Raw genomic sequence first — 22,919 nt, 5'->3', positions numbered from 1 at the left:
CCTGCGTTTTTTGCTCATCAACCGTTAATAATAGGTAGGCGGCATCGTTAAAAAAGGCACGGTGTTCACAGAACGACCATGGCTGGTCTGGTTCAGCCGGATATATCACTCATTTTCATCTGTATAGCGTTTAGCTTTATAGGCCGGAAACATCAGGTTTTGGGGCGAGAAAATGTCATCCAACTGTGTTTCGCTCAGCAAACCGCGTTCCAGCACCACTTCACGCACACTTTTGCCCGTTTCGGCACAAATTTTTCCGACAATATCGCCATTGTGGTGGCCAATATAAGGGTTCAGGTAAGTCACGATACCGATAGAGTTGAACACGTAGGCTTCACATACCGCTTTGTTAGCGGTTATCCCCTTCACACATTTTTCCAGGAGATTCGTGCAAGCGTTGGTGAGAATATGCACTGACTCAAACATTGCCTGGCTGATCACGGGCTCCATTACGTTGAGCTGTAGCTGACCCGCTTCGGCGGCCATCGTCACGGTGACATCATTGCCGATCACCTTGAAGCACACTTGATTCACCACCTCTGGTACCACAGGATTCACCTTGGCTGGCATGATAGAGGAACCCGCCTGCAGTTCCGGCAGATTGATTTCATTCAGACCTGCACGTGGACCGGACGAGAGCAGACGGAGATCGTTGCAGATCTTCGACAGCTTCACGGCCAGGCGCTTCAGCGCGCTGTGCACCATGACGTAAGCACCGCAGTCAGATGTTGCTTCAATCAAATCTTCCGCCGGTACGCATGGCAGATTACTGACTTCGGCCAGTTTTTTAACCGCTAACGGCTGGTAGCCATCCGGCGTGTTGAGGCGGGTACCGATTGCGGTGGCGCCGAGGTTAACCTCCAGCAGCAGTTCAGCGGTGCGTAAGATGTTTTTGATTTCTTCATTCAGCAGGACGCTAAAGGCGTGAAATTCCTGGCCCAAAGTCATCGGCACCGCATCTTGCAACTGAGTACGTCCCATTTTCAGGATCGTGTTAAACTCAATGCCCTTGTGCCGGAAACCTTCGCTCAGTTGTCTGATGGCATCCAGTAGCTTCAGAATTGAAGAGTAAACCGCGATGCGGAAACCTGTTGGGTAGGCATCGTTAGTGGACTGGCACTTGTTGATGTGGTCGTTTGGATTGAGGTACTGGTATTCCCCTTTGTGGTGGCCCATCAGTTCCAGGCCAATATTTGCCAGTACTTCATTGGTATTCATGTTCACCGAGGTGCCCGCGCCGCCTTGATAGACATCAACCGGAAACTGATCCATGCATTTACCGTTGTTCAGGACCTCATCACAGGCCTGAATAATGATATCGGCGAGGTGGTGTGGAATGGTCTGTAGTTCTTTATTAGCCATGGCCGCCGCTTTTTTGACCATGACCATGCCGCGGACAAATTCAGGAATATCGCTGATTTTGCTACTACTGATAGCGAAGTTTTCAATCGCGCGCAGAGTATGAACTCCGTAGTAAGCGTCTGCCGGGACTTCACGTATACCTAACAGGTCTTCTTCGATACGAATGTTAGTAGTCATGAGCAACCTTCTTGTTGTTAATACCCATTATCTTTTCAGTCACTATCGGGTATATGAGTTATCACAAACAACGTCATTGTGGGGCATGAATGGCTGGCGGCGATATTTGATCTGTTTACGGCTGATGGGACGCGATTATATGCTGTTAGCGGCCAAAAGTCTGGCTGCTGAACACTAAAATTACCTTCTTTTTCAAGCGCCTTCGACATTCTGTGATCATAGACATATTTTGATGAAGAATATGAATTTTCACCTCTATGGTTGAAAAATGCGGGTAGGGTGTCCATCTCTGAAAAAATACGGTCATAATGACCTTCCTTTTTTGCTGTCACGTCTTGTGCGGGATAGCTCCGGGCAACAGGAGATTGCGGTGCGCTGGTTACCGTTTTTAGTGCTATTTGTTCTCGCGTGGATTGAGATAAGCCTCTTTATTCAGGTCGCGCATGTGCTGGGTGTTCTGCTAACCATGCTGTTGGTGGTGTTCAGTTCGTGTATTGGTATCTCGCTGGTGAGAAACCAGGGGATAAAGAATTTTATGTTAATGCAGCAGAAGCTGGCGGCGGGGGAGAGTCCGGCGGCCGAGATGGTAAAAAGTGTCTCGTTGATTCTGGCGGGTTTTTTACTGTTGTTGCCGGGTTTTTTTACCGATTGTCTGGGGCTGCTGTTACTGCTGCCGCCAGTGCAGAAGCATTTGACGCTGAAACTGATGCCGCATCTGCGTGTATGGCGCGGTTCTGGCGCAACGCCGGATAGCGGGGGTTTTACTGTGGATGGCGAGTATGAACGCAAGGATGTAAAACGGATTGAACATAATGATGGTGGTGATGAGCGGTAAGGTACAGCAGGGCGGAGATTCCGCCCGTTTGTTTTTCAAAGGCCGCTTTTGATCGTTATTTGTGCAGTTGTGACGCAGAAGAAAAATTTTTATTTTTTTGCCCTTGAAAGGTTCTCTGTTCGTCCTTATCTCTTCCGTCACAATGCCGGTGCCAGTGAAGCCCGGTGTTCATCCCAAAAAAACTGATTGGACTTCTCAAAGGAGAGTTATCAATGAAAATTCGTCCATTGCACGACCGTGTTATCGTCAAGCGTAAAGAAGTGGAATCTAAATCAGCTGGAGGCATTGTTCTGACCGGCTCTGCAGCAGGCAAGTCTACCCGTGGCGAAGTGCTGGCTGTTGGCAATGGCCGTATCCTCGAAAGTGGCGAAGTGAAACCATTAGACGTGAAAGTCGGTGATGTGGTCATTTTCAGTGAAGGCTATGGCGCGAAAACTGAGAAAATCGATAATGAGGAAGTGCTGATCATTTCTGAGAGCGACATTTTGGCAATTGTTGAAGCTTAATTTACGTGTAACTCACTGAACGAAACGAATTTAAGGGATATTAAAAATGGCAGCTAAAGACGTAAAATTCGGTAATGACGCACGCGTAAAAATGCTACGTGGCGTGAATGTACTGGCAGATGCAGTAAAAGTGACTCTGGGGCCAAAAGGCCGTAATGTGGTGCTGGATAAATCTTTCGGCGCACCGAACATCACTAAAGATGGCGTGTCTGTCGCGCGTGAAATCGAACTGGAAGACAAGTTCGAAAATATGGGCGCACAGATGGTGAAAGAAGTGGCCTCTAAAGCGAATGACGCGGCAGGTGACGGTACCACTACTGCAACCGTGTTGGCTCAGTCTATCGTTAATGAAGGTCTGAAAGCCGTTGCTGCGGGTATGAACCCGATGGATCTGAAACGCGGTATTGATAAAGCGGTTATCCAGGCTGTTGAAGAACTGAAAAAACTCTCCGTTCCTTGTTCTGATTCTAAAGCCATTGCTCAGGTAGGGACTATTTCTGCGAACTCTGACGAGAGCGTGGGGACACTGATTGCTCAGGCGATGGAAAAAGTCGGTAAAGAAGGTGTTATTACCGTTGAAGAAGGCAGCGGCCTGCAAGATGAGCTGGATGTGGTTGAAGGGATGCAGTTCGACCGTGGCTATCTGTCGCCGTACTTCATCAACAAACCAGAAACCGGCGCTATTGAGCTGGAAAGCCCGTTCATCCTGCTGGCTGACAAAAAAATCTCCAACATTCGCGAATTGCTGCCAGTACTGGAAGCCGTGGCAAAAGCCGGCAAGCCTCTGTTGATCATCGCTGAAGATGTTGAAGGTGAAGCGTTGGCAACTCTGGTGGTGAACACCATGCGCGGTATCGTTAAAGTCGCTGCGGTTAAAGCCCCAGGCTTCGGTGACCGTCGTAAAGCGATGTTGCAGGATATCGCTGTGCTGACTGGCGGTACCGTTATCTCTGAAGAGATCGGTATGGAGCTGGAAAAAGCGACGCTGGAAGACCTGGGTCAGGCGAAACGTGTGGCGATCACCAAAGATACTACGACCATCATTGATGGCGTGGGTGAAGAGTCCGCTATTTCTGGTCGTGTCACTCAGATTCGTCAGCAGATCGAAGAAGCCACCTCTGATTATGATCGTGAAAAACTGCAGGAGCGCGTGGCTAAACTGGCAGGCGGCGTAGCCGTTCTGAAAGTTGGCGCGGCAACTGAAGTTGAAATGAAAGAGAAGAAAGCCCGTGTTGAAGATGCCCTGCATGCGACTCGTGCCGCGGTTGAAGAAGGCGTGGTCGCTGGTGGTGGTGTTGCGCTGGTGCGTGTTGCTTCTAAACTGGGTGACCTGCGTGGGCAGAACGAAGATCAGAACGTGGGAATCAAAGTCGCGCTGCGCGCGATGGAATCGCCACTGCGTCAGATAGTCTCTAACGCGGGTGAAGAGCCTTCCGTGGTGACCAACATGGTGAAAGCCGGTGAAGGCAACTACGGCTACAACGCCCAGACCGAAGAGTACGGCGACATGATCGACTTCGGTATTCTGGATCCAACCAAAGTGACCCGTTCTGCGCTGCAGTATGCGGCTTCTGTGGCTGGCCTGATGATCACCACCGAATGTATGGTGACTGATCTGCCGAAAGGTGATGCGCCAGACTTAGGTGCTGGCGGCGGCATGGGTGGCATGGGTGGTATGGGTGGTATGATGTAATCCTCCCCACTGTGTTAAAAAGAAACCCTCTGTCCCTGACAGGGGGTTTTTCTTTTTGGGGGGAAATAGTATAAGTAAGGGCGCAAGAAGCGACCTGAACAACGATTTATCACAAATTGGGCAACGGATGCTTATATCAAGACCCGGGTGTCCGGTACGATCAGGAATGACTCTGATGATAATAATGGGGATTAAAATGCGGATTAACGTCTTGCTGGGACTTTCTGTGGCGGCCATGCTGCTGGCGGGTTGTAGCAGTTCTAAAACACTGAGTGCTGGAGGGGAGCGGGTCACCTTTACCGATAAACAGCCAGCAAGCGATTGCCAACTGCTCGGTACCCTGACCGGTTCACAGAGTAACTGGTTGAGTGGCGCAGGTGGTGGGGAAATGAGCTCGTTGCGTGGTGCGGCAAACGATCTGCGTAACCGGGCGGCAGAAATGGGCGGCAATGTCATTTATGGCGCGACCAGCCCAACCCAAAATATCTGGTCAAGCTTTGTGCCGATGGACAGTAAAATGAGCGGCCAGGTTTATAAGTGCCCATAATCCGGCATCGTCTTCAGTGATGTAAGGCAGGGATGGCGTGTTGAACCATCCCTGTTGCTTTATGTGCCGGGGAAATTTTTGAGCAGGTTTAAACCTGACGTAGTTGCAAATCGAGAGGTGTTTTGCTTGGCTCGCCACCAATCTCTCTCGCCAGTTTGGGTACCATATAGCCGGAAACCAAAGCCAGCAATTCGCGCATAATCGCCCGTGCTTCCTCATCTGATACATAAAAATGTGCTGCGCCCTGTACTTTATCAAGCACGTGCAGATAGTAGGGCAACACTCCGGCATCAAATAGCGTCTGACTCAGCGTCGCCAACGTAGCTGCATTGTCATTGATACCGCGTAACAGGACGCTTTGGTTCAGTAGCGTGACCCCGGCGCGTTTTAATTGCAGTAATGCCTGTCGCAGCTCATCATTAATTTCCTGAGCGTGGTTGATGTGGGTGACCAGCAGGGTTTGCAAACGAGATTCCGCCAGCCGTTCGCACAATGAAGATGTGACCCGGCAGGGGATGACCACTGGCAACCGACTGTGGATACGCAATCTTTTAATCTGTGGGATTTGCTCCAGTTGGCTAATCAGCCAATCCAGTTCCGTATCCTTTGCCATTAACGGATCGCCGCCGGAGAAAATAATCTCATCCAGTTCTGGTTGCTCTCGGATATACTCCAGGGCTTGTTGCCAGTTGCGTTTGTTGCCTTGATTATCAGCGTAAGGAAAATGGCGACGGAAGCAATAGCGGCAATTAACGGCACAACCGCCTTTGACCAGCAATAGCGCACGATTATGATATTTATGTAACAGACCAGGCACCACGCTGTTCTGCTCATCGAGCGGGTCGGTGCTGTAACCTGGCGCGTCAATAAATTCCTGGCTGGCGGTGAGCACCTGCAGCAGAAGAGGGTCTTGTGGATCGCCTTTTTGCATTCTGGCGACAAAGTTTCTGGGTACGCGCAAGGCGAAAAGACGACGAGCATCACTGCCTGCGGCCAGAACCGGGTGCGCATCAAGGCCTAAAAGGCGCAGTAATTCATCGGGATCGGTGATTACATCTGCAAGTTGATGCAACCATTCTTCTCGCGAAGGGGTATTTAGGGTTACAATGTGTGCCATTTTTTTGGCTAAGTACCAGTATTAAATTGTAGAGGGCCTTTATGGCAACTTATTCTAGCAACGATTTCCGTCCCGGTCTTAAAATCATGTTCGAAGGCGAACCTTACGCTATTGAATCCAGCGAGTTCGTTAAACCCGGCAAAGGTCAGGCTTTCGCTCGTGTGAAAATGCGTCGTCTGCTGACCGGTAGCCGCGTTGAGAAAACCTTTAAATCTACCGACTCTGCCGAAGGTGCAGACGTGATGGATACCAATCTGAACTACCTGTATAACGACGGTGAGTTCTACCATTTCATGCACCCGGAAACGTTTGAACAACACCCTGTTGAAGCGAAAACCGTCGGGGATGCGGCGAAATGGTTACTGGACAATGCGGAGTGCATTGTGACTCTGTGGAACGGCAAGCCTATTCAGGTGTTACCGCCAAACTTTGTGGAACTGGAAATAGTGGATACCGATCCCGGTCTGAAAGGCGATACCGCGGGTACTGGCGGTAAGCCAGCAACCTTGTCTACTGGCGCGGTGGTGAAAGTACCATTGTTTGTACAGATTGGTGAAGTTATCAAAGTTGATACGCGTTCTGGTGAATACGTCGCCCGCGTAAAATAAGCCCAACGGTCAGGGGCCTGGTTTCAGGCCCAGTCCTTGAACGATGTGAGTCTGAGTAAATGATGAACTGGATTAAATTCATTACTGTTGCATTGTTGATGACCAGCGCATTGAGCGCCTGCAACACCTTTCACGGATTTGGCGAGGATGTTCAGCATCTCGGTGGTGCTATTTCCCACGCGGCCAGCTGATCTTCGGGGCTGAAGATTTCCTTTTGTTACGCGTTTCAGGCGTGTCAGGCAGAAATACGGCTATGCTTAATACGCTGTACTTTAACGTCTGGTAACAAGGAAATTGTCATGTTAAAGAAAAATATTGTTGCGCTCTTCTCCGCTTTGCTACTTTCTTCGCTGCTCACCGCATGTAATACCACGCGTGGTGTGGGGGAAGATATATCAGCAGGCGGGCGGGCTATTCAGCGTAGCGCTCAGTAATATCATTCACCTGTTGATGCCTGGTCAATGAAATGAACCGCCTGCGATAGCTATTTTTTGATCGGAAACCGGCGCTATTTTTATCTGCTTAAGTCTCGACAGCGTTATACAGGCGGCCAGGGAGCCGCCTGAGATTTACAGGGTGATAACGCCGATAGCGGTGACCACGGAAAGGATCGTAGCCAGACCGTAGAAGACCCATTTCCCCGCGGGGACGTGGATTTTCATATCATGCATGCCGTGATGCAAACGGTGCAGGGCACACCATATCGGTAACACAATGGCGAGAAAGATCAGCCCACGACCCAGCCAGCTTTGGGCAAATCCAAGGATGCGCTCGTAACTCAGGGCGTGTAGTCCAGATCCTGCCGGCAATAACACACCGATCAGCAGCACTAATACTGGCGAGACGAGGGCGGCCCACATGCCTCCAGCGCCGAATAGTCCCCAGAACAGGGGCTCATCAGAACGATTGGGTGGTGTTTTCATAGTTTCTCCGCAACAAAGGTGGTCGCCAGCACAATAATGCTGATGGCGATCATCAGGCTCCACAGCCCTCTGATAATGGGTGCGGAGGAGAGTTTTTTGTCGCCGATGACGATCACGGAGGCTTTCGGTGCCAGCTCAAACCAGGTTTTGCTGTGCAACAGCGCGGCAGCCAGCGCCAGCAGGTTCAGTGCTATCACCAGCGGATGCTGCAGAAAACTGACAAACGCCGCCCAATTCTGCTCGCCATGCTTCAGGGCGAACAGGCCAAAGATGAGCTCAAGGCTGAACCATAGCGCCGGAATGGCGGTGCCTTCGCGCAGCATATAAAAGCGGTAGAAACCCGACTTCAGCCACCAACTGGCCGTTACCGGACGATGATAAGCATTACGTTTTGAGGTCATGGGGCACTCCTTATTGCGGTCTGAGCGTGGCAATCAGAAAGTCTTTGGCGCTTTCCACTTTGCTTTGCTGGATAGCTGCCGCCGGGTCAACATGCTTCGGACAGACTTCGGAACAGTAGCCAACAAATGTACAAGGCCAGACGCCGTTATCGCTGTTCAATAGCGGCATCCGCTGCTGCTTGCCGTTATCACGATTGTCGAGGTTGTAACGGTGTGCCAGGGTGATAGCCGCAGGGCCGATAAACTCTGGGTTCAGGCCAAACTGCGGACAGGCGGCATAGCACAGTCCACAGTTGATACAGCCCGAGAACTGGTGATACCGGGCCATCTGCGCGGGCGTCTGTTTGCCGGGTCCCTCCTGGACCGGGTGGCTGTTGCCGATAATGTAGGGTTTGATCGCTTCCAGGCTTTCGATAAAGCGGCTCATGTCGACGATCAGATCGCGCTCAATCGGGAAATTCGCCAGCGGTTCAACACGCATCCCCTGCGGGTAATGGCGCAAAAACGTCTTACAGGCCAGTTTGGGCACCTTGTCGACCATCATGCCGCAGGAGCCGCAAATCGCCATCCGACAGGACCAGCGATAAGAGAGATCGTAAGCGAGGTTATCTTTGATGTATCCCAGTGCATCCAGCAGAGAGGTCTGCTCATCCCACGGAACATCAAAAAATTCGCTGTGCGGCTCCTTGTCCACTTCTGGATTGTAGCGTTGGATTTCAATTTTGCAGCGCGGTAATTCAGTCATGCTGGGATGCCTCCTTACTTTCTGATTCCGCGCCATAAACGCGCTTCGCCGGAGGAAGTCGGGTAATTTTTACCTGATCCCAGTCGATGCTCGGTGCGCCTTGCGGATTAAAGAAACTGAGCGAATGCTTGAGGAAGTTGTCGTCATCGCGGGTGGTGCAGCCTTCGTCAAGCCGCTGGTGCGCTCCACGTGATTCTTTGCGTTGAAAAGCGGCATGAGCCATGCACTCGGCGACGTCCAGGCTGTGAGCCAGCTCGATACTGTACAATAACTGAGTATTAAATACGCTGGAGGTATCGCTGATGTGTACCCGACTGAAGCGCTCTTTCAGCTCCGCCAGTTTGTTGATGGTATTTTGCATCAGTTCCGGTGTGCGATAGATACCGCAGCCGTCTTCCATCGACTTACCCATTTCATCCCGCAGCGTGGACCAGCTTTCCTTACCTTGCTGATTCGCCAGTTTTTTCAGACGTTGCTCGCAATCTCTGGTCTGGGCTTCCAGACCTGCTGTGGCGGTTTTCTGACTTTCCAGTGCGCGTTCAGCCGCAGCTTCTCCCGCCATGCGACCAAAAACGACCAGTTCCGCCAGTGAATTAGAACCCAGCCGATTTGCGCCATGCAGACCTACCGATGAACACTCACCGACGGCAAACAGCCCGCGAATACGGCTTTCACAGCGGGAATTGGTTTCAATGCCGCCCATCGTGTAGTGCGCGGTAGGACGGATGGGGATCGGGCTGGTGACGGGATCGATACCGATATAGGCTTTGCTCAGTTCACAAATAAACGGTAGGCGTTCATGCAGTTTTTTCTCGCCAAGATGGCGCAGATCCAGATGGACCACTTCGCCACGCGGCGTGTGGATGGTGCGCCCTTTCTGGGATTCGTGCCAGAAAGCCTGAGAGACTTTGTCCCGTGGCCCCAGCTCCATATATTTATTTTTAGGCTGGCCAAGAGGTGTTTCCGGCCCCATGCCGTAATCCTGCAGGTAGCGATAGCCGTCTTTGTTCACCATGATGCCGCCTTCACCGCGACAACCTTCTGTTATCAGAATGCCTGAACCTGGCAGACCGGTTGGATGGTATTGCACAAACTCCATATCTCGCAGTGGTACGCCATGGCGCAGGGCCATTCCCATACCGTCTCCGGTGACGATGCCGCCATTGGTGTTGTAGCGATAAACCCGGCCAGCTCCGCCGGTCGCCAGTATCACGGCGCCTGCATGAATCTGGATCAGCGTACCTTCCATCATATTCATGGCGACCAGCCCGCGGGCTTCCCCGTCGTCAACCAGCAGATCGAGGACAAAGTGCTCATCGAAACGGGTAATTTGCGGATATTTCAGCGAGGTCTGGAACAACGTGTGCAGCATATGAAAGCCGGTCTTATCGGCCGCGAACCAGGTCCGCTCAATTTTCATCCCACCGAAGCGGCGCACATTAACTGAGCCATCCTTCCGGCGGCTCCATGGGCAACCCCAGATTTCCATCTGGGCCATCTCACGCGGGCAGTGCTCAACAAAGTAATCCACCACGTCCTGTTCACACAGCCAGTCGCCGCCAGAGACCGTGTCCTGGAAGTGCAGATCGAAGCTATCATGAGACTGAGTGACGGCCGCAGAGCCGCCTTCTGCGGCCACGGTGTGGCTCCGCATGGGATAGACTTTTGAGACCAGCGCGATAGAAAGGGTGGGGGATGCTTCAGCGGCAGCAATGGCGGCGCGGAGACCAGCTCCACCAGCGCCGACAATCACCAAATCTGCAGTAAAGGTTTGCACGATGTTCTCCCTGTCAGAATGGAGGATGAGGGAAAGTCCCTCTGTTTTCCCGGGAGAACAGTATAAAACTGGCTATCAGAGACAAACTTGATGTGCTCAGGCATTTGGGCAAGAAATAAACGATAAAAACGAGATCGCCATGGTGTTTTTCGACGGTCACAGGGCGTAACGGCGGGCCTGGATTTATCCGTGAGGATTTGTTTGTCTGGAGCGGCTCGGGTAGACTGCTTCACCTGTTGACAGAGGAGTAGAAAATATGAGCGATACGGCCAGTTGGCTGCCGAGCGCCCCCATTGCCAATTTATTAAAACGGGCGGCGATTGTGGCTGAAATTCGGCGTTTTTTTGCCGATCGTGGGGTTCTGGAAGTGGAAACTCCGGCGATGAGCCAGGCTACCGTGACTGATATTAATCTGTTTCCTTTTCAGACGCGCTTTGTCGGGCCGGGAGCGGCGCAAGGGCTGGACCTCTACCTGATGACCAGTCCGGAATACCATATGAAACGCCTGCTGGCAGCGGGCAGCGGGCCGATCTTCCAACTGTGCCGCAGTTTTCGTAACGAAGAAGCGGGGCGTCATCACAATCCTGAGTTCACCATGCTGGAGTGGTACCGCCCACATTACGATATGTATCGTCTGATGAATGAAGTGGATGATCTGCTGCAACAGATACTGGAAAGCGCCCCGGCTGAAACGCTCTCTTATCAGCAGGTCTTTATCCGCCATCTGGAAATCGACCCGCTTTCCGCTGACAAAACGCAGTTGCGTGAAGTGGCCGATAAGCTGGGAGTAGGGGATTTGGCTAACCGCGAGGAAGACCGCGATACGTTGTTGCAGCTGCTGTTTGTGACGGGTGTTGAACCGCAAATTGGTAAAGATAAACCGGTTTTCGTTTATCATTTCCCCGCCAGTCAGGCTGCTCTGGCAGAGATCAGTACGGAAGATCACCGAGTGGCAGAACGTTTTGAGGTGTATTTCAAAGGAATTGAGCTGGCTAATGGTTTCCGCGAACTGACCGACAGCCGTGAGCAGCGTCAGCGTTTTGAACAGGACAACCGTAAGCGCGTCGCCCGGAGTTTGCCGCCACAACCGATTGATACCAACTTGCTGGATGCGTTGGCGCACGGAATGCCAGAGTGTTCGGGGGTGGCGTTGGGTGTCGATCGTCTGGTGATGCTGGCGCTACAGGCTTCCCAACTGAGTGAAGTGATCGCTTTCGCGGTAGACCGCTGCTGAGGCATGTCTGCTCAGGGGCTGATAAATCAGTCCCTGAGCAACCTCGCTTATAACCCGCCTGACTTATACGTTTTCGCGTTTGGCCGGTTATTGCCAGCCGATGTTTTGCGCCAGGCGGTTTCCATCCGCACCTGGAACGGTGGGAATGGCATCTCCAGACCGTGCTCCTGGTAACCTTGCAAGATCAATTGATGCAGTTCATGGCGCAACGGCATACGATGCCCCATCTCCGCCGCATGGATACGCAGTTCAAATAGCTGAATACCCTGCTGTAAATCGACCAGCCAGGCTTCCGGCGGGGGTGTTTCCAGCACATACTGGCAACGCTGGGCGGCGGTCAGTAGCACGTTAGTGACTTCCTCGCTGTTCGCTTCCGCAGTGGCGGGGATCGTCAGTACCACACGTGTGACCGAGTCTGACAGGGACCAGTTAACAAATTGCTCGGTGATAAAGGCTTTGTTCGGAACGATGATCTCTTTGCGATCCCAGTCGGTGATGGTCGTGGCGCGGGTATTAATCCGGGTAATGCTGCCGGTTAGATCACGGATGGTGACGGTATCGCCGATGCGGATTGGTTTTTCAAACAGAATAATTAAGCCGGAGATAAAGTTGGCAAAGATTTCCTGCAGACCGAACCCCAATCCGACGCCTAACGCTGCGACCAGCCATTGCAACTTAGACCAGTCGATACCAATCATCGAGAAGCCCATCAGGCTCCCGATCAGGATCAGCAGGTATTTCGTCAGAGTGGTGATGGCATAGCCGGTACCGGGTGTCAGGTTGAGGTGTTGCAACAAAGCCAGCTCAAGCAGGGCTGGCATGTTTCTCACCAACTGGGTGGTGATAATCAGTACCAGAACGGCTATCAGCACCGAGCCTAGTGTTATCGGTTGCAGGCTCTCCACGCCCTGGATGGTGGTACTGGCATCCCACAACCTGATGTTCTCCAGGAAGCCAAAGGCTGAGTGAATTTCTGACCACAGCACAATCACTGAAACCAGCGCAATCAGGGTCAGGATTGAGCGCACCAGCCGCAGAGACTGGGCGCTGATTACATCCAGGTCAATAATGGGTTCATCCACTTCCGGCACGTCAGAATTATTCTGCGTTGAAGGGAGATCATCTTCACCTTTTGCTCGCTGGGCGAGGATTTCAGCACGACGATGCCGAGCGCGGTCAAAGGCGATGCGGCGTCGCTGGATAAGCATCCAACGCCGGATAATGTGGTAAATGACCAGCAACAGGAACCAGATGGCTACTGAGGTTTCCAGCCTGGCCAGCAGCGCTTGTGCTGTCGCCAGGTAACCAATACAGGATGCCAGTACGGCAATCAGCGGAATACCGATCAGCAGGTTCCACAGGATGTTGTTGATAACGTTTTCACCGTTACCCTCTTTATCGAGGTATAGCGGAATCCCAGCCCGCTTCAGGCTGACCGTCACCAGGCTGAGCGCGCCGCAAATCAGGATGAAACAGAGTCTTCCCAGCGTGGCGGAGAACTGGCGGTCTTCCAGATTATCAAAGCTAATCAGCAACATGATCAGCGGTACGACGAAGCCGACGCACAAACTGTAAAAACGCATCGCCCGGGCTACCCGGTGTTGTTGCCAGCCGAAATGAACAATGAACAGTCCTTTGGGGCGGGCGAAAGCCGCGCTAATCATAAACACCCACAACAGCGGTACTGTAGCGGTTACACCATCGCCAATGGCCACCGCAATGGGGTAGGGCCAGGCGTGCTGCAGGCCGTATCCCAGGGCCATCCATAGCACCGGTAGCGGTAGCGCCACCAGTATTGACCAGAATACAGTGCGCATTGTCAGACCAAAGCGATCCTGAGTGACTTTGCCCACCTTGTTGGCGGAACGATTGAGGAAGTCGCTATAGTGACGGCGTGAACTGAGGCTGAACCCAACCAGCAGTAAGGCGCCGATAACGGGGAGCACGGTTTCCTGACTGGTGACCATCATCACCAGCGCGCCGCCGAGCTGGCCGAGGGTGTCCAGTGACAACAGGCTTTTCAGGTCACGCATCAGATCGAGCGGGAAACTCAGCCCCACGGCGCTGACATCCGCCGTCCAGAACAGGTAGCGATGAGTGGCTTCCTGTACCTCTCTTAGCGCGTCTTCTAACTGGCCATTGACCACTTTCAGCTTAGTCACTTCAAGGATCAGATTATCGCTGCCGGACAGCAGTGAACTAATGAGTTCGCGTTGAGTTTTCAACTGGGCATCAAGGATTTTGCGTTGGTCCGCCGTCAGGGGGCTACCGTCATCCTGCCTGAGTTGTCTGAGCTGCTGTTGACGCTCAATCAGTTCTTCATAGTGCAGTCGTTGAACCCGCAACTGGCCCAGTTCATTATCCAGTTGCTGCGATTTGGGCATTTCCGGCAGGCGGGCAACCTGCGCCCGTAGCGCTTCACCCAGGACGTTGGAGACCCCCAGCCACTGCGACTGTTCACGAATGGTGCTCAGCGCCTGTCGTACCTGAATAGTCTGCTTAATCGCGGTACGTTGCTGTGAAGCGACCAGATCCATCCGTTGCGCTTGCTGGTTTAGCGCTGCGGACAGTTCGCGATTGACATGGAATTGTTCTGTGATGTTCTTTGGCAGATCGCCGCTGTTTTCTGCCATCTGTTCAGTTTTTTCCAGCGCCTGTTCGGCTTCACGCTGCCGGAGGCTGTTGAGCTGGTTGCGCAGTTCCTGCAGCCTGGCGTCGAGCAGCTTAGCCTTGCGCTGGTGGAGTTCACTGCGTAAACGCGCTAACTCCTGGCGGTTGCTGGCTGAAAGCTGAACCAGTTCCAGTTCATCTACTCGCGCTTTCTGTGCGGCAGATTCGGCCTGACGGGCGGTCAGTTGAGCCTGTGCCAGCGGTGTTGCCGCTACGGGTTGCCCCTGCAGACGACGCTCAATCTCATTCAGCGCGCGTCTGGCTTCGGTTTGCTGCTGCGGTAACTGAGCCAGTGAATCGCTGACTTCCCTGCTGCGATCCTGTTCCTGCTGTGCCAGTCGGACTTCTTCTAACAATTGGCTGCTGATTTGCAGGATTTCCTGATCCAACTCTGCCGCGGACATTGTGCTATGTACCGTGTTAGGGGGATTAGCCAGCGAGGCTATTTGCTGACGAAGATCGCGCGCAAGTTTGGGGAAATCGTCGATAATCAGCTGGTTATCGTTCGTGTTAGCCAGCGACTTTCGCTGTTCATCCAGCCAGTTCAGTGCAGACTGCAACGCATCCACAGTGTCTGCCTGATTGGGTGTCATTTTGTCAGACTTCGCTTCTTCAAGCGACAGCTTGATTTGGGCAGCGTCAGGTACACTGGCGGCCCAGGTGGGCTGAATAAGGCTCCAGCCTAACAGAATAGTAAAAATCAGGCGTAACATGCGTGTCCGTTATGAATGGTGTGACACGGCTTGCGCACTGGTTGCTTGCAGTGCGATAGCCAACGTTTGGCCAAGACGAGTCCTGGTGTCTGGTGTCAGGCTTTCGGCCAGTTTAATCTGGCCCGGAGCGAACAGATTAATGACGGTTGATCCCAGCTTAAAACGCCCCATTTCCTGGCCTTTCAGCAGTGCTATGGCGCCTTCTTCATTGGCACCGGGCCAGCTCCAGCGTTTAATCACGCCTTCTCGTGGCGGGGTAACCGTTCCGGCCCAGACGGTTTCAATACTGCCTACAATCGTCGCGCCCACCAGGATCTGCGCCATGGGGCCAAATTCAGTATCGAACAGGCAGATGACGCGCTCGTTACGGGCAAACAGGTTAGGGATATTCTGTGCGGTCAGCGGGTTAACAGAATAAAGGTCGCCGGGTACGTAGATCATCTCGCGCAGGATACCGTTGCATGGCATGTGTACGCGATGATAGTCACGCGGCGAGAGGTAGGTGGTAACGAATTCACCGTCGCGGAACATGTCGACCATGGCGGTATTACCCGCCAGCAGCGCTTCCAGCGAATAAGTATGGCCTTTTGCCTGGAAAATTTGGTCATTCTCGATGTGTCCAGCCTGGCTGACGGCGCCGTCGGCTGGCAACACCAACAGATGAGGATCAGTCTCAACAGGGCGGATGTCATCACGCAGCGGACGGGTAAAGAAGTCATTAAAAGTACGATAACTGCCGGTATACGGTTTTTGTGCTTCAGTCATATCGACTTTGTAGTACCAGACAAAAATATCGATAACGGCTTTGGTCAGCCACCCGCCGCGCTTGCCTGCGCCCCAACCGGCTAATTCAGTAAGACCCTTTTTAGGCAAAATGGCATTCAGGCCGAGTTTCAGACGATCCAACACAGTAGCCTCCTGGCTTGATCAGATAGCAGAGATAGAAGGGTGCGGATTGTAACAGTGCTCTGTCATTCAGGCTATGGCTGCCTGCCCGGTCAAACGACAGGGCCGGGTTTAGTCACCATTTTCTGAAAAACTGCGGCGCGTTTTCAACTGCATATCTGACATGCTGTCCAGAATGCGGTGGTAGTTTGCAAAACGCGATTCATCGATATCTCCCCGCTCTACCGCTTCGCGGATGGCACAGCCCGGGTCATTATTGTGTTTGCAGTCGCGAAATTTGCAGTGACCTAAAAACTCACGGAATTCGACAAATCCACGGGTGATTTGTTCCGGCTCAAGATGCCATAGTCCGAATTCCCTGACGCCAGGAGAGTCGATGACGTCGCCGCCGTGAGGGAAGTGGTACAGTCGTGAAGCCGTTGTGGTGTGTTGCCCCAGCCCTGAGACGTCGGAAACGTCATTGGTGAGGATTTCATTCGTTCCCAGTTCCAGTCCCAGCAGGGCATTCAGCAGACTGGATTTACCCACGCCAGACTGACCGGCGAAAATGCTGATGCGGCCAGTCAGCGCGGTTTCCAGTTCAGCCAGACCTTTTTTTTGCTGACTGGATACCATCAGTACACGATAACCAATGTGGCGGTAAATCGCCATTTGTTGATCGACAAACTGGCGGCCTTCAGCATCCAGCAGGTCAGTTTTGTTCAGGACTAACAACGGTTCGATATCCAGTGTTTCACAGGCGATCAGGTAGCGGTCAATCATATTCAGCGACAGTTCGGGCAAAATCGCAGAGACGATAACAATCTGGTTGATGTTTGCCGCAATTGGCTTCACGCCATCGTAAAAATCGGGTCGGGTAAGGACCGAGGTGCGCTCATGAACGGCTTCCACGATACCTTTGACGGTTGCCCCGTCTTGCAGGCCAGGACGCCACAACACGCGGTCTCCTGTAACCAGTGAACGGATAGTGCGACGGATATTACAGCGATGTATTGAACTGTCCGCATCTTCCACATCGGCATGCATGCCAAAACGACTGATCACCACGCCATTCCGCGCTTCACCAAACAGGCTATCGTCAGGTTCTGGCTTATCGGCTCGCTGTTTCAGGCGGCGATCATGGTTGGCGCTGACGCGGCGTTGCTGGCCTTTGGACAGTTTGTTTTTACTCACTCTTCCTCACAGGAATTGGCAGACATCGCCCTGACAGGGCAAAACGTTTATGATACACCCTAATGTGTGATGATATAAGCCACGGCGAGAAACCCTATGACTGCAAATGCCAATAATCTGATTTGGATTGACCTTGAAATGACTGGGCTGGATCCAGAACAGGATCGCATTATTGAGATTGCCACCCTGGTGACGGATGCTGATTTGAATATTCTGGCGGAAGGACCCGTTTTCGCCGTGCGCCAGTCGGATGCTCAGTTGGCGCTGATGGATGACTGGAATGTGAAAACTCACACTAACAGCGGTCTTGTGGCGCGGGTGAAGGAAAGTCAGTATGACGAGCGCGCCGCTGAGGTGGCGACCCTTGAGTTCCTGAAGCAGTGGGTTCCCGCCAACAGTTCGCCTATCTGTGGTAACAGTATCGGTCAGGATCGCCGCTTTCTGTTTAAGTATATGCCAGAGTTGGAAGCGTATTTCCATTATCGCTATCTGGACGTCAGCACGCTGAAAGAACTGGCCCGTCGTTGGAAGCCGGAAATCTTGCCCGGTTTCAAAAAGCAGGGGACCCATCAAGCCCTGGACGATATTCGTGAATCTGTCGCGGAACTGGCTTACTACCGCCAGCATTTTATTCAGCATTAATGGGAAGATAGTGACGGTTTGCCGGCGACAGGGTGGCTGAATGATACTTAGCGCATGTATGTCGCCGATATAAAATATTCGTTTGCCGATTTAATCAGCAGTTGAGCAAGAAACGGAAAAATTTTGCAGTAACAGTCTTGCGGCAGGTTTCTTTTCTCGTATAATGCGCACCCCGTACCACAACAGTTTTTATTGTGTTACGCAGAGCGGGAATAGCTCAGTTGGTAGAGCACGACCTTGCCAAGGTCGGGGTCGCGAGTTCGAGTCTCGTTTCCCGCTCCAAAATGATGTTGCTGTATTGCACCAGATACCCAGGCGGGAATAGCTCAGTTGGTAGAGCACGACCTTGCCAAGGTCGGGGTCGCGAGTTCGAGTCTCGTTTCCCGCTCCAAAATAATGTTGTTGTATTGCACCAGATACCCAAGCGGGAATAGCTCAGTTGGTAGAGCACGACCTTGCCAAGGTCGGGGTCGCGAGTTCGAGTCTCGTTTCCCGCTCCAGATAAAAATTTTCTCCTCCCTGTCAGGTGATTTATCCACAGCGATAACTCAGCCCCGTTTCGCTTTTCAGCATATTTTAAAAAATTCTTTAACAGAGTTATCCACAGCTATCTTTGCCCGTGGGGGAATGTTCTGAGAGTATGGATTGTTGAGTTTATTTTATAACTCATTGGTTTTTATATATTTAATGATATTTAAAATTGTTATCTGGATCGGTTGTGCTTTCTGTGCTAATTGAATGACAACAACTTTTTATTTTTATGCACAGCGTGTGGAAAACTGTTAAGCCACCTGGATTATCTCTGGCGATTTACTTATGCATCATGGGATAACCCTTTTTATATCGTTCGTACCAGTTGTTTCTGCTGTTCGCTCTGTACCGTAAGCGCATTTTTTTCATGGTTCTGTTGCTAACAGGCTGGCGCTCATTGGATATACTCATTCAACATTTATCTTTGCTTAGCCAGGTCGTCAGCATGCCAGCGATTTTTGCTGAGCACGAAACATGCTCCTGAGCCATTGCGATACTCCGCCATCAGCTCAAATGATCAATACGACGGATAGTGGATGCTTCCAGTATCAGCACAGAATCGATATATCCCTTGTGGACTATCCAGAGCAAGTTGATAGAGATCGTGAGGATGGGATATGAATAATCCGACAAGCTTACCCTATGCTGTCTGGCCGGTAGAGGCGATGGCCCACCTTGAGCGCGACGGCGCTGACGCACTTGGCATTACCCTTTTTGAGCTGATGCAACGTGCCGGTGAGGCGGTGTTCAACCACATTCGGGCACTCTGGCCGGAGAAACAACACTGGTTGATCCTTTGTGGGCAGGGTAATAACGGCGGCGATGGATTTATCGTGGCGCGCCTGGCGCAATCCGCAGGGCTGGCGGTTACGGTGATCGCCTGTGAAGGCACCAGGCCGTTGCCTGAAGAAGCGCGGCAGGCACGTGAAGCCTGGTTGGCGGTTGGCGGCGTTATTCATGCCCCGTCCATTCACTGGCCTGAGCAGGTGGACATCATTGTCGATGCGTTGTTGGGAACCGGACTGAATCGGGCCCCGAAAGAACCTTATCAGCGATTGATTGAGCATGCGAATGCTCATCGTGCTGCGGTGTTTGCCGTGGATATTCCTTCCGGGTTGGTCGCCGCTGACGGCACGGCACCTGGCGCGGTAATTTCTGCCGAACACACCCTGACATTTATCGCCCTGAAACCGGGTCTGCTGACCGGCAAAGCGCGCGATTATGTTGGTCAATTGCATTATCACTCCCTGGGCCTCGATGATTGGCTGGCTGCGCAGAGGGCGCCTTTTGCCCGTTACGATGCTGCTTATCTTACCCACTGGTTAACGCCACGTAAGCCAACGTCGCATAAAGGTGACCATGGCAAGCTGGCGATTATCGGCGGCGATCATGGGACCGCCGGAGCGATTCGTATGACCGGAGAGGCTGCTTTACGCGCTGGGGCTGGATTGGTGCGAGTGCTCACTCACAAAGATAACATTTCGCCTCTGCTCGCAGCCAGACCAGAGCTGATGGTACAGGAACTGAGCCGCCAGGCGCTTGATGATGCGCTGGAATGGGCGGATGTCATTATCATTGGTCCGGGGTTGGGACAGGAGGAATGGGGAAAAAAAGCGCTACAGCAGGTAGAAAATTCTCATAAACCGATGCTTTGGGATGCGGATGCGCTGAACCTGCTGGCAATCAATCCCAATAAACGTCAAAATCGCATTATTACCCCCCATCCAGGTGAAGCGGCACGGCTGTTGAACGTCAAAATCAGCGAAATTGAGAGTGACCGCTTACATTCAGTTAAACGCCTGGCGAAACGTTATGGCGGGGTGGTGGTACTAAAAGGCGCCGGTACGCTGATTGCCAGTGAAGACGGGTTGCTGGCCGTTGCCGATGTGGGGAATGCCGGCATGGCAACCGGCGGGATGGGGGATGTGCTCTCCGGTATTATTGGCAGTCTGACCGGGCAGAAGCTTTCGCTGTATGATGCGGCTTGCGCAGGATGTGTCGCGCATGGGGCAGCGGCTGATGCTGTGTCGAAACGCGTCGGTACACGAGGAATGTTGGCTACTGACCTTTTTTCCGAGCTCTATCTGTTTGTCAATCCTGAGATGTTGAATACAAAAGAATGAAGACCTGTGTAATTGCATTGCCTGATGAGGTTGCGAGCCTTGCGTTAGGCGCCAGTTTGGCTCGCGCCAGTCATAGCGCGGTAACGATCTATCTGTATGGCGACCTCGGTGCGGGTAAAACCACCTTCAGTCGCGGATTTTTGCAGGCGCTCGGGCACCAGGGCACGGTTAAAAGCCCGACATATACGTTGGTGGAATCTTATGTTTTGTCGGATCGGCGGATCTATCATTTTGATCTCTATCGCCTTGCCGATGCGGAAGAACTGGAATTCATGGGCATTCGCGATTATTTTACCGAAGACAGCCTTTGCCTGGTTGAATGGCCGCAGCAGGGTGTGGGGGTCCTGCCGACCCCCGATATTGAATTGCATCTCAGCTATCAGGGCCAGGCTCGTCAGGCTGAATTAAAAGCTTGTTCAGCGGTTGGTGAGGCGATAGTTCAGTGGGTTGCCACGGAAAAGGGTTGTAAATAATGCGGCGCATTAAGCTTGGTTTGATACTGGCACTATTACTGACGATACATTCTTGTCTGGCGGCCAGTTTGTCGGATATTAACGTTTCAAACGGATCGGATAAAGCCACCGTAACGCTGAGCTTTACCGGTCAGCCGATTTATGGTTTTTTTCCGTTGAACAATCCTGACCGGGTGGTGCTGGATATCCGCCAGAGCGGGGCGATTAAGGGATTGCCCCTGACGTTCAGCGGCGAGAATATCGTTAAGCGCATTCGTAGCAGTAAGCCGAAAGACAGTCAGAGTCTTCGTCTGGTGTTTGAACTGACACAGCCAGGGAAAACCCGGGCGGTGACGCGGCGCAATGGCGATAATTATAATGTGGTGTTCACCATTAACGGTGCGCGTCAGGCGACCTCCTCGTCCCAGACCCGTTCGGTTGCGCGCTCTGAGCCATCTTCCCTGGGGAGCAATCCTTTCAAAGGGAATACCGTTACCGCAGTCAGCGGGGGGACTAAAGTGGCCGCGTCGCGGCGTACTTCACGCACAACTAATGAGGCGGTGATTGTGGCTATTGACGCCGGTCACGGCGGACAGGATCCGGGGGCGATCGGGGCCGGTGGTCTGAAAGAGAAAAATGTCACTATCGCTATTGCTCGCAAGCTGAAAGCATTGCTGAATGATGATCCGATGTTCAAAGGGGTGATGACCCGCGACGGCGACTATTTTATTTCAGTGATGGGGCGCTCTGATGTGGCGCGTAAGCAAGACGCTAATCTGCTGGTTTCCATCCATGCGGATGCCGCGCCAAACCGTAGTGCGTCTGGTGCTTCGGTGTGGGTGCTTTCCAATCGACGCGCCAACAGTGAAATGGCGGGTTGGCTGGAGCAACACGAGAAACAGTCGGAACTACTGGGAGGTGCGGGAGATTTACTGGCTAACAGCCAGGCTGACCCTTATCTCAGTCAGGCGGTGCTCGATTTGCAGTTCGGCCATTCTCAGCGGGTTGGCTATGATGTGGCGGTAAAAGTGATTTCCCAACTGCAACGTGTGGGTTCGTTGCATAAACGTCTCCCGGAACACGCCAGTCTGGGGGTGTTGCGTTCGCCGGATATTCCTTCCTTATTGGTGGAAACCGGTTTTATTAGTAATCCTTCGGAGGAGCGACTGCTTGGCAGTAGCGCATACCAGCAGAAGATTGCCGAGGCCATTTATAAAGGGCTCCGCAATTACTTCCTGGCGCACCCGCTACAATCCATCCCAAAGGAGGAAAACCGACCGTTGCAGCCCGCATCGACGGTTAACGTAGAACCTAATCCAGCGCCAGCCAATACTCAATATTCCGGGGCAGTGACGCGTCATGTGGTAAAAAGAGGGGAGACCCTGTCAGGCATAGCCGCCCACTATGGTGTGAGCATGGAAACATTGCGTTCGATGAATGCGCTGAAAAAAGATCTGGTGTGGGTCGGTCAGCGTCTGAAAGTGCCAGCAGGCAACAGCAGACAGGCTGTCAGTGAGGCAAAACCGAAAAAGCCGGTCCGTCATAAGGTGGTGCGTGGCGATTCATTGACGGCGATAGCCGCCCACTACGGCGTGAGCCCAAAGGCGATTCAGCAAGCGAACAATATGAAGTCGCCGAATGTGATGCTGGGCCAGACCTTAATCATCCCGACATCGTGACGCTACAGCGGGTGGTATAAACTTACGCGGAACTCATGAATTCTTCTCCACTGCAGGTTTAGGCGAATACTGTAGTGACGGAATTTATCTCTCTATCATCAGGAA

General features: G+C 52.5%; 21 protein-coding genes and 3 tRNA genes. 15 read left to right on the top strand and 9 right to left on the bottom strand.

Annotation, left to right across the window (positions count from 1 at the left end):
- Positions 1-105 precede the first annotated feature (105 nt).
- Positions 106-1,539: an aspartate ammonia-lyase gene (aspA, locus tag EH228_RS09500; protein ID WP_152321438.1), complete on the bottom strand. Its 1,434-nt coding sequence runs from the start codon at positions 1,537-1,539 to the stop codon at positions 106-108.
- Positions 1,540-1,909: 370 nt separating this feature from the next.
- On the opposite strand from aspA, the gene EH228_RS09495 reads away from it, so the two are divergent.
- From EH228_RS09495 to EH228_RS09480, 4 genes are all read left to right on the top strand, one after another.
- Complete coding sequence (locus EH228_RS09495) at positions 1,910-2,374, top strand: FxsA family protein (RefSeq protein WP_240116263.1); 465 nt, start codon at positions 1,910-1,912, stop codon at positions 2,372-2,374.
- A gap of 212 nt (positions 2,375-2,586) precedes the next feature.
- Entirely contained in the window at positions 2,587-2,880 is a 294-nt protein-coding gene (locus EH228_RS09490) for a co-chaperone GroES (RefSeq protein WP_152321436.1), read from the top strand.
- A gap of 46 nt (positions 2,881-2,926) precedes the next feature.
- On the top strand, positions 2,927-4,573 hold the full coding sequence (gene groL, locus EH228_RS09485) for a chaperonin GroEL (protein ID WP_152321435.1): 1,647 nt from the start codon (positions 2,927-2,929) through the stop codon (positions 4,571-4,573).
- A 196-nt stretch (positions 4,574-4,769) separates the two neighbouring features.
- Positions 4,770-5,120 carry a DUF4156 domain-containing protein gene (locus EH228_RS09480; RefSeq protein WP_152321434.1) on the top strand — a complete coding sequence of 117 codons (351 nt, stop codon included), beginning with the start codon at positions 4,770-4,772 and terminating at the stop codon, positions 5,118-5,120.
- A gap of 88 nt (positions 5,121-5,208) precedes the next feature.
- On the opposite strand, the gene epmB is transcribed toward EH228_RS09480, so the two are convergent.
- Positions 5,209-6,237 carry an EF-P beta-lysylation protein EpmB gene (epmB, locus tag EH228_RS09475; protein ID WP_152321433.1) on the bottom strand — a complete coding sequence of 343 codons (1,029 nt, stop codon included), beginning with the start codon at positions 6,235-6,237 and terminating at the stop codon, positions 5,209-5,211.
- 41 nt (positions 6,238-6,278) lie between these two features.
- Between epmB and efp the strand changes: the two genes are divergently transcribed.
- From efp to EH228_RS09460, 3 genes are all read left to right on the top strand, one after another.
- On the top strand, positions 6,279-6,845 hold the full coding sequence (gene efp / locus EH228_RS09470; RefSeq protein ID WP_152321432.1) for an elongation factor P: 567 nt from the start codon (positions 6,279-6,281) through the stop codon (positions 6,843-6,845).
- 59 nt (positions 6,846-6,904) lie between these two features.
- A complete protein-coding gene (locus EH228_RS09465) occupies positions 6,905-7,036 on the top strand; it encodes an entericidin A/B family lipoprotein (RefSeq protein ID WP_152321431.1) in 132 nt (43 codons plus the stop codon).
- 108 nt (positions 7,037-7,144) lie between these two features.
- Positions 7,145-7,279, top strand: a complete 135-nt coding sequence (locus EH228_RS09460) for an entericidin A/B family lipoprotein (RefSeq protein WP_152321430.1) — start codon at positions 7,145-7,147, stop codon at positions 7,277-7,279.
- 135 nt (positions 7,280-7,414) lie between these two features.
- Here EH228_RS09460 and frdD read toward each other — a convergent pair whose 3' ends face one another.
- From frdD to frdA, 4 genes are read right to left on the bottom strand one after another with little or no spacing between them, the layout of a single operon-like run.
- Complete coding sequence (gene frdD, locus EH228_RS09455; RefSeq protein WP_152321429.1) at positions 7,415-7,768, bottom strand: fumarate reductase subunit FrdD; 354 nt, start codon at positions 7,766-7,768, stop codon at positions 7,415-7,417.
- The gene (frdC, locus tag EH228_RS09450; protein WP_152321428.1) at positions 7,765-8,169 is read right to left on the bottom strand and encodes a fumarate reductase subunit FrdC; all 405 of its coding nucleotides are present in this window, start codon (positions 8,167-8,169) and stop codon (positions 7,765-7,767) included. Before frdC ends, frdD begins: the two co-directional genes overlap by 4 nt.
- A 10-nt stretch (positions 8,170-8,179) precedes the next feature.
- Positions 8,180-8,914, bottom strand: coding sequence for a succinate dehydrogenase/fumarate reductase iron-sulfur subunit (locus tag EH228_RS09445; RefSeq protein WP_152321427.1), 735 nt, complete (start codon positions 8,912-8,914; stop codon positions 8,180-8,182).
- The gene (frdA, locus tag EH228_RS09440) at positions 8,907-10,691 is read right to left on the bottom strand and encodes a fumarate reductase (quinol) flavoprotein subunit (protein WP_152321426.1); all 1,785 of its coding nucleotides are present in this window, start codon (positions 10,689-10,691) and stop codon (positions 8,907-8,909) included. Before frdA ends, EH228_RS09445 begins: the two co-directional genes overlap by 8 nt.
- Positions 10,692-10,947: 256 nt before the next feature.
- On the opposite strand from frdA, the gene epmA reads away from it, so the two are divergent.
- Positions 10,948-11,925 carry an elongation factor P--(R)-beta-lysine ligase gene (gene epmA, locus EH228_RS09435; RefSeq protein WP_152321425.1) on the top strand — a complete coding sequence of 326 codons (978 nt, stop codon included), beginning with the start codon at positions 10,948-10,950 and terminating at the stop codon, positions 11,923-11,925.
- Between the two features lie 47 nt (positions 11,926-11,972).
- Here the strand turns inward: epmA and mscM are convergent, their stop codons facing one another.
- The 3 genes from mscM to rsgA all read right to left on the bottom strand — a co-directional run bounded on the left by mscM (position 11,973) and on the right by rsgA (position 17,387).
- Positions 11,973-15,308, bottom strand: coding sequence for a miniconductance mechanosensitive channel MscM (gene mscM / locus EH228_RS09430; protein ID WP_152321424.1), 3,336 nt, complete (start codon positions 15,306-15,308; stop codon positions 11,973-11,975).
- Between the two features lie 9 nt (positions 15,309-15,317).
- The gene (gene asd, locus EH228_RS09425; protein WP_152321423.1) at positions 15,318-16,217 is read right to left on the bottom strand and encodes an archaetidylserine decarboxylase; all 900 of its coding nucleotides are present in this window, start codon (positions 16,215-16,217) and stop codon (positions 15,318-15,320) included.
- 108 nt (positions 16,218-16,325) lie between these two features.
- Entirely contained in the window at positions 16,326-17,387 is a 1,062-nt protein-coding gene (gene rsgA, locus EH228_RS09420; protein WP_152321422.1) for a small ribosomal subunit biogenesis GTPase RsgA, read from the bottom strand.
- A 96-nt stretch (positions 17,388-17,483) separates the two neighbouring features.
- Between rsgA and orn the strand changes: the two genes are divergently transcribed.
- The 7 genes from orn to amiB all read left to right on the top strand — a co-directional run bounded on the left by orn (position 17,484) and on the right by amiB (position 22,814).
- Entirely contained in the window at positions 17,484-18,029 is a 546-nt protein-coding gene (orn, locus tag EH228_RS09415; protein WP_152321421.1) for an oligoribonuclease, read from the top strand.
- A 206-nt stretch (positions 18,030-18,235) separates the two neighbouring features.
- A tRNA-Gly gene (locus tag EH228_RS09410) sits at positions 18,236-18,311 on the top strand.
- A 33-nt stretch (positions 18,312-18,344) separates the two neighbouring features.
- Positions 18,345-18,420: transfer RNA gene (locus tag EH228_RS09405), tRNA-Gly, on the top strand.
- Between the two features lie 33 nt (positions 18,421-18,453).
- Positions 18,454-18,529, top strand: a tRNA-Gly gene (locus tag EH228_RS09400).
- A gap of 648 nt (positions 18,530-19,177) precedes the next feature.
- Positions 19,178-20,683, top strand: a complete 1,506-nt coding sequence (gene nnr / locus EH228_RS09395; protein ID WP_152321420.1) for a bifunctional ADP-dependent NAD(P)H-hydrate dehydratase/NAD(P)H-hydrate epimerase — start codon at positions 19,178-19,180, stop codon at positions 20,681-20,683.
- Positions 20,680-21,156: a tRNA (adenosine(37)-N6)-threonylcarbamoyltransferase complex ATPase subunit type 1 TsaE gene (gene tsaE / locus EH228_RS09390; protein ID WP_152321419.1), complete on the top strand. Its 477-nt coding sequence runs from the start codon at positions 20,680-20,682 to the stop codon at positions 21,154-21,156. Before nnr ends, tsaE begins: the two co-directional genes overlap by 4 nt.
- On the top strand, positions 21,156-22,814 hold the full coding sequence (amiB, locus tag EH228_RS09385; protein ID WP_152321418.1) for an N-acetylmuramoyl-L-alanine amidase AmiB: 1,659 nt from the start codon (positions 21,156-21,158) through the stop codon (positions 22,812-22,814). The genes tsaE and amiB overlap by 1 nt, the downstream gene beginning before the upstream one ends.
- The last annotated feature ends 105 nt before the right edge of the window (positions 22,815-22,919 follow it).

The organism is Erwinia endophytica (assembly GCF_009295515.1).
Lineage (GTDB): Bacteria > Pseudomonadota > Gammaproteobacteria > Enterobacterales > Enterobacteriaceae > Erwinia > Erwinia endophytica.
This window is presented reverse-complemented; position numbering and strand designations above follow the sequence as displayed.

Coding starts and splice junctions, on each gene's coding strand:
- aspA (WP_152321438.1), bottom strand. CDS start 1,539: ATGACTACTAACATTCGTATCGAAGAAGACCTGTTAGGTATACGTGAA.
- EH228_RS09490 (WP_152321436.1), top strand. CDS start 2,587: ATGAAAATTCGTCCATTGCACGACCGTGTTATCGTCAAGCGTAAAGAA.
- groL (WP_152321435.1), top strand. CDS start 2,927: ATGGCAGCTAAAGACGTAAAATTCGGTAATGACGCACGCGTAAAAATG.
- EH228_RS09480 (WP_152321434.1), top strand. CDS start 4,770: ATGCGGATTAACGTCTTGCTGGGACTTTCTGTGGCGGCCATGCTGCTG.
- epmB (WP_152321433.1), bottom strand. CDS start 6,237: ATGGCACACATTGTAACCCTAAATACCCCTTCGCGAGAAGAATGGTTG.
- efp (WP_152321432.1), top strand. CDS start 6,279: ATGGCAACTTATTCTAGCAACGATTTCCGTCCCGGTCTTAAAATCATG.
- EH228_RS09465 (WP_152321431.1), top strand. CDS start 6,905: ATGATGAACTGGATTAAATTCATTACTGTTGCATTGTTGATGACCAGC.
- EH228_RS09460 (WP_152321430.1), top strand. CDS start 7,145: ATGTTAAAGAAAAATATTGTTGCGCTCTTCTCCGCTTTGCTACTTTCT.
- frdD (WP_152321429.1), bottom strand. CDS start 7,768: ATGAAAACACCACCCAATCGTTCTGATGAGCCCCTGTTCTGGGGACTA.
- frdC (WP_152321428.1), bottom strand. CDS start 8,169: ATGACCTCAAAACGTAATGCTTATCATCGTCCGGTAACGGCCAGTTGG.
- EH228_RS09445 (WP_152321427.1), bottom strand. CDS start 8,914: ATGACTGAATTACCGCGCTGCAAAATTGAAATCCAACGCTACAATCCA.
- epmA (WP_152321425.1), top strand. CDS start 10,948: ATGAGCGATACGGCCAGTTGGCTGCCGAGCGCCCCCATTGCCAATTTA.
- mscM (WP_152321424.1), bottom strand. CDS start 15,308: ATGTTACGCCTGATTTTTACTATTCTGTTAGGCTGGAGCCTTATTCAG.
- orn (WP_152321421.1), top strand. CDS start 17,484: ATGACTGCAAATGCCAATAATCTGATTTGGATTGACCTTGAAATGACT.
- nnr (WP_152321420.1), top strand. CDS start 19,178: ATGAATAATCCGACAAGCTTACCCTATGCTGTCTGGCCGGTAGAGGCG.
- tsaE (WP_152321419.1), top strand. CDS start 20,680: ATGAAGACCTGTGTAATTGCATTGCCTGATGAGGTTGCGAGCCTTGCG.
- amiB (WP_152321418.1), top strand. CDS start 21,156: ATGCGGCGCATTAAGCTTGGTTTGATACTGGCACTATTACTGACGATA.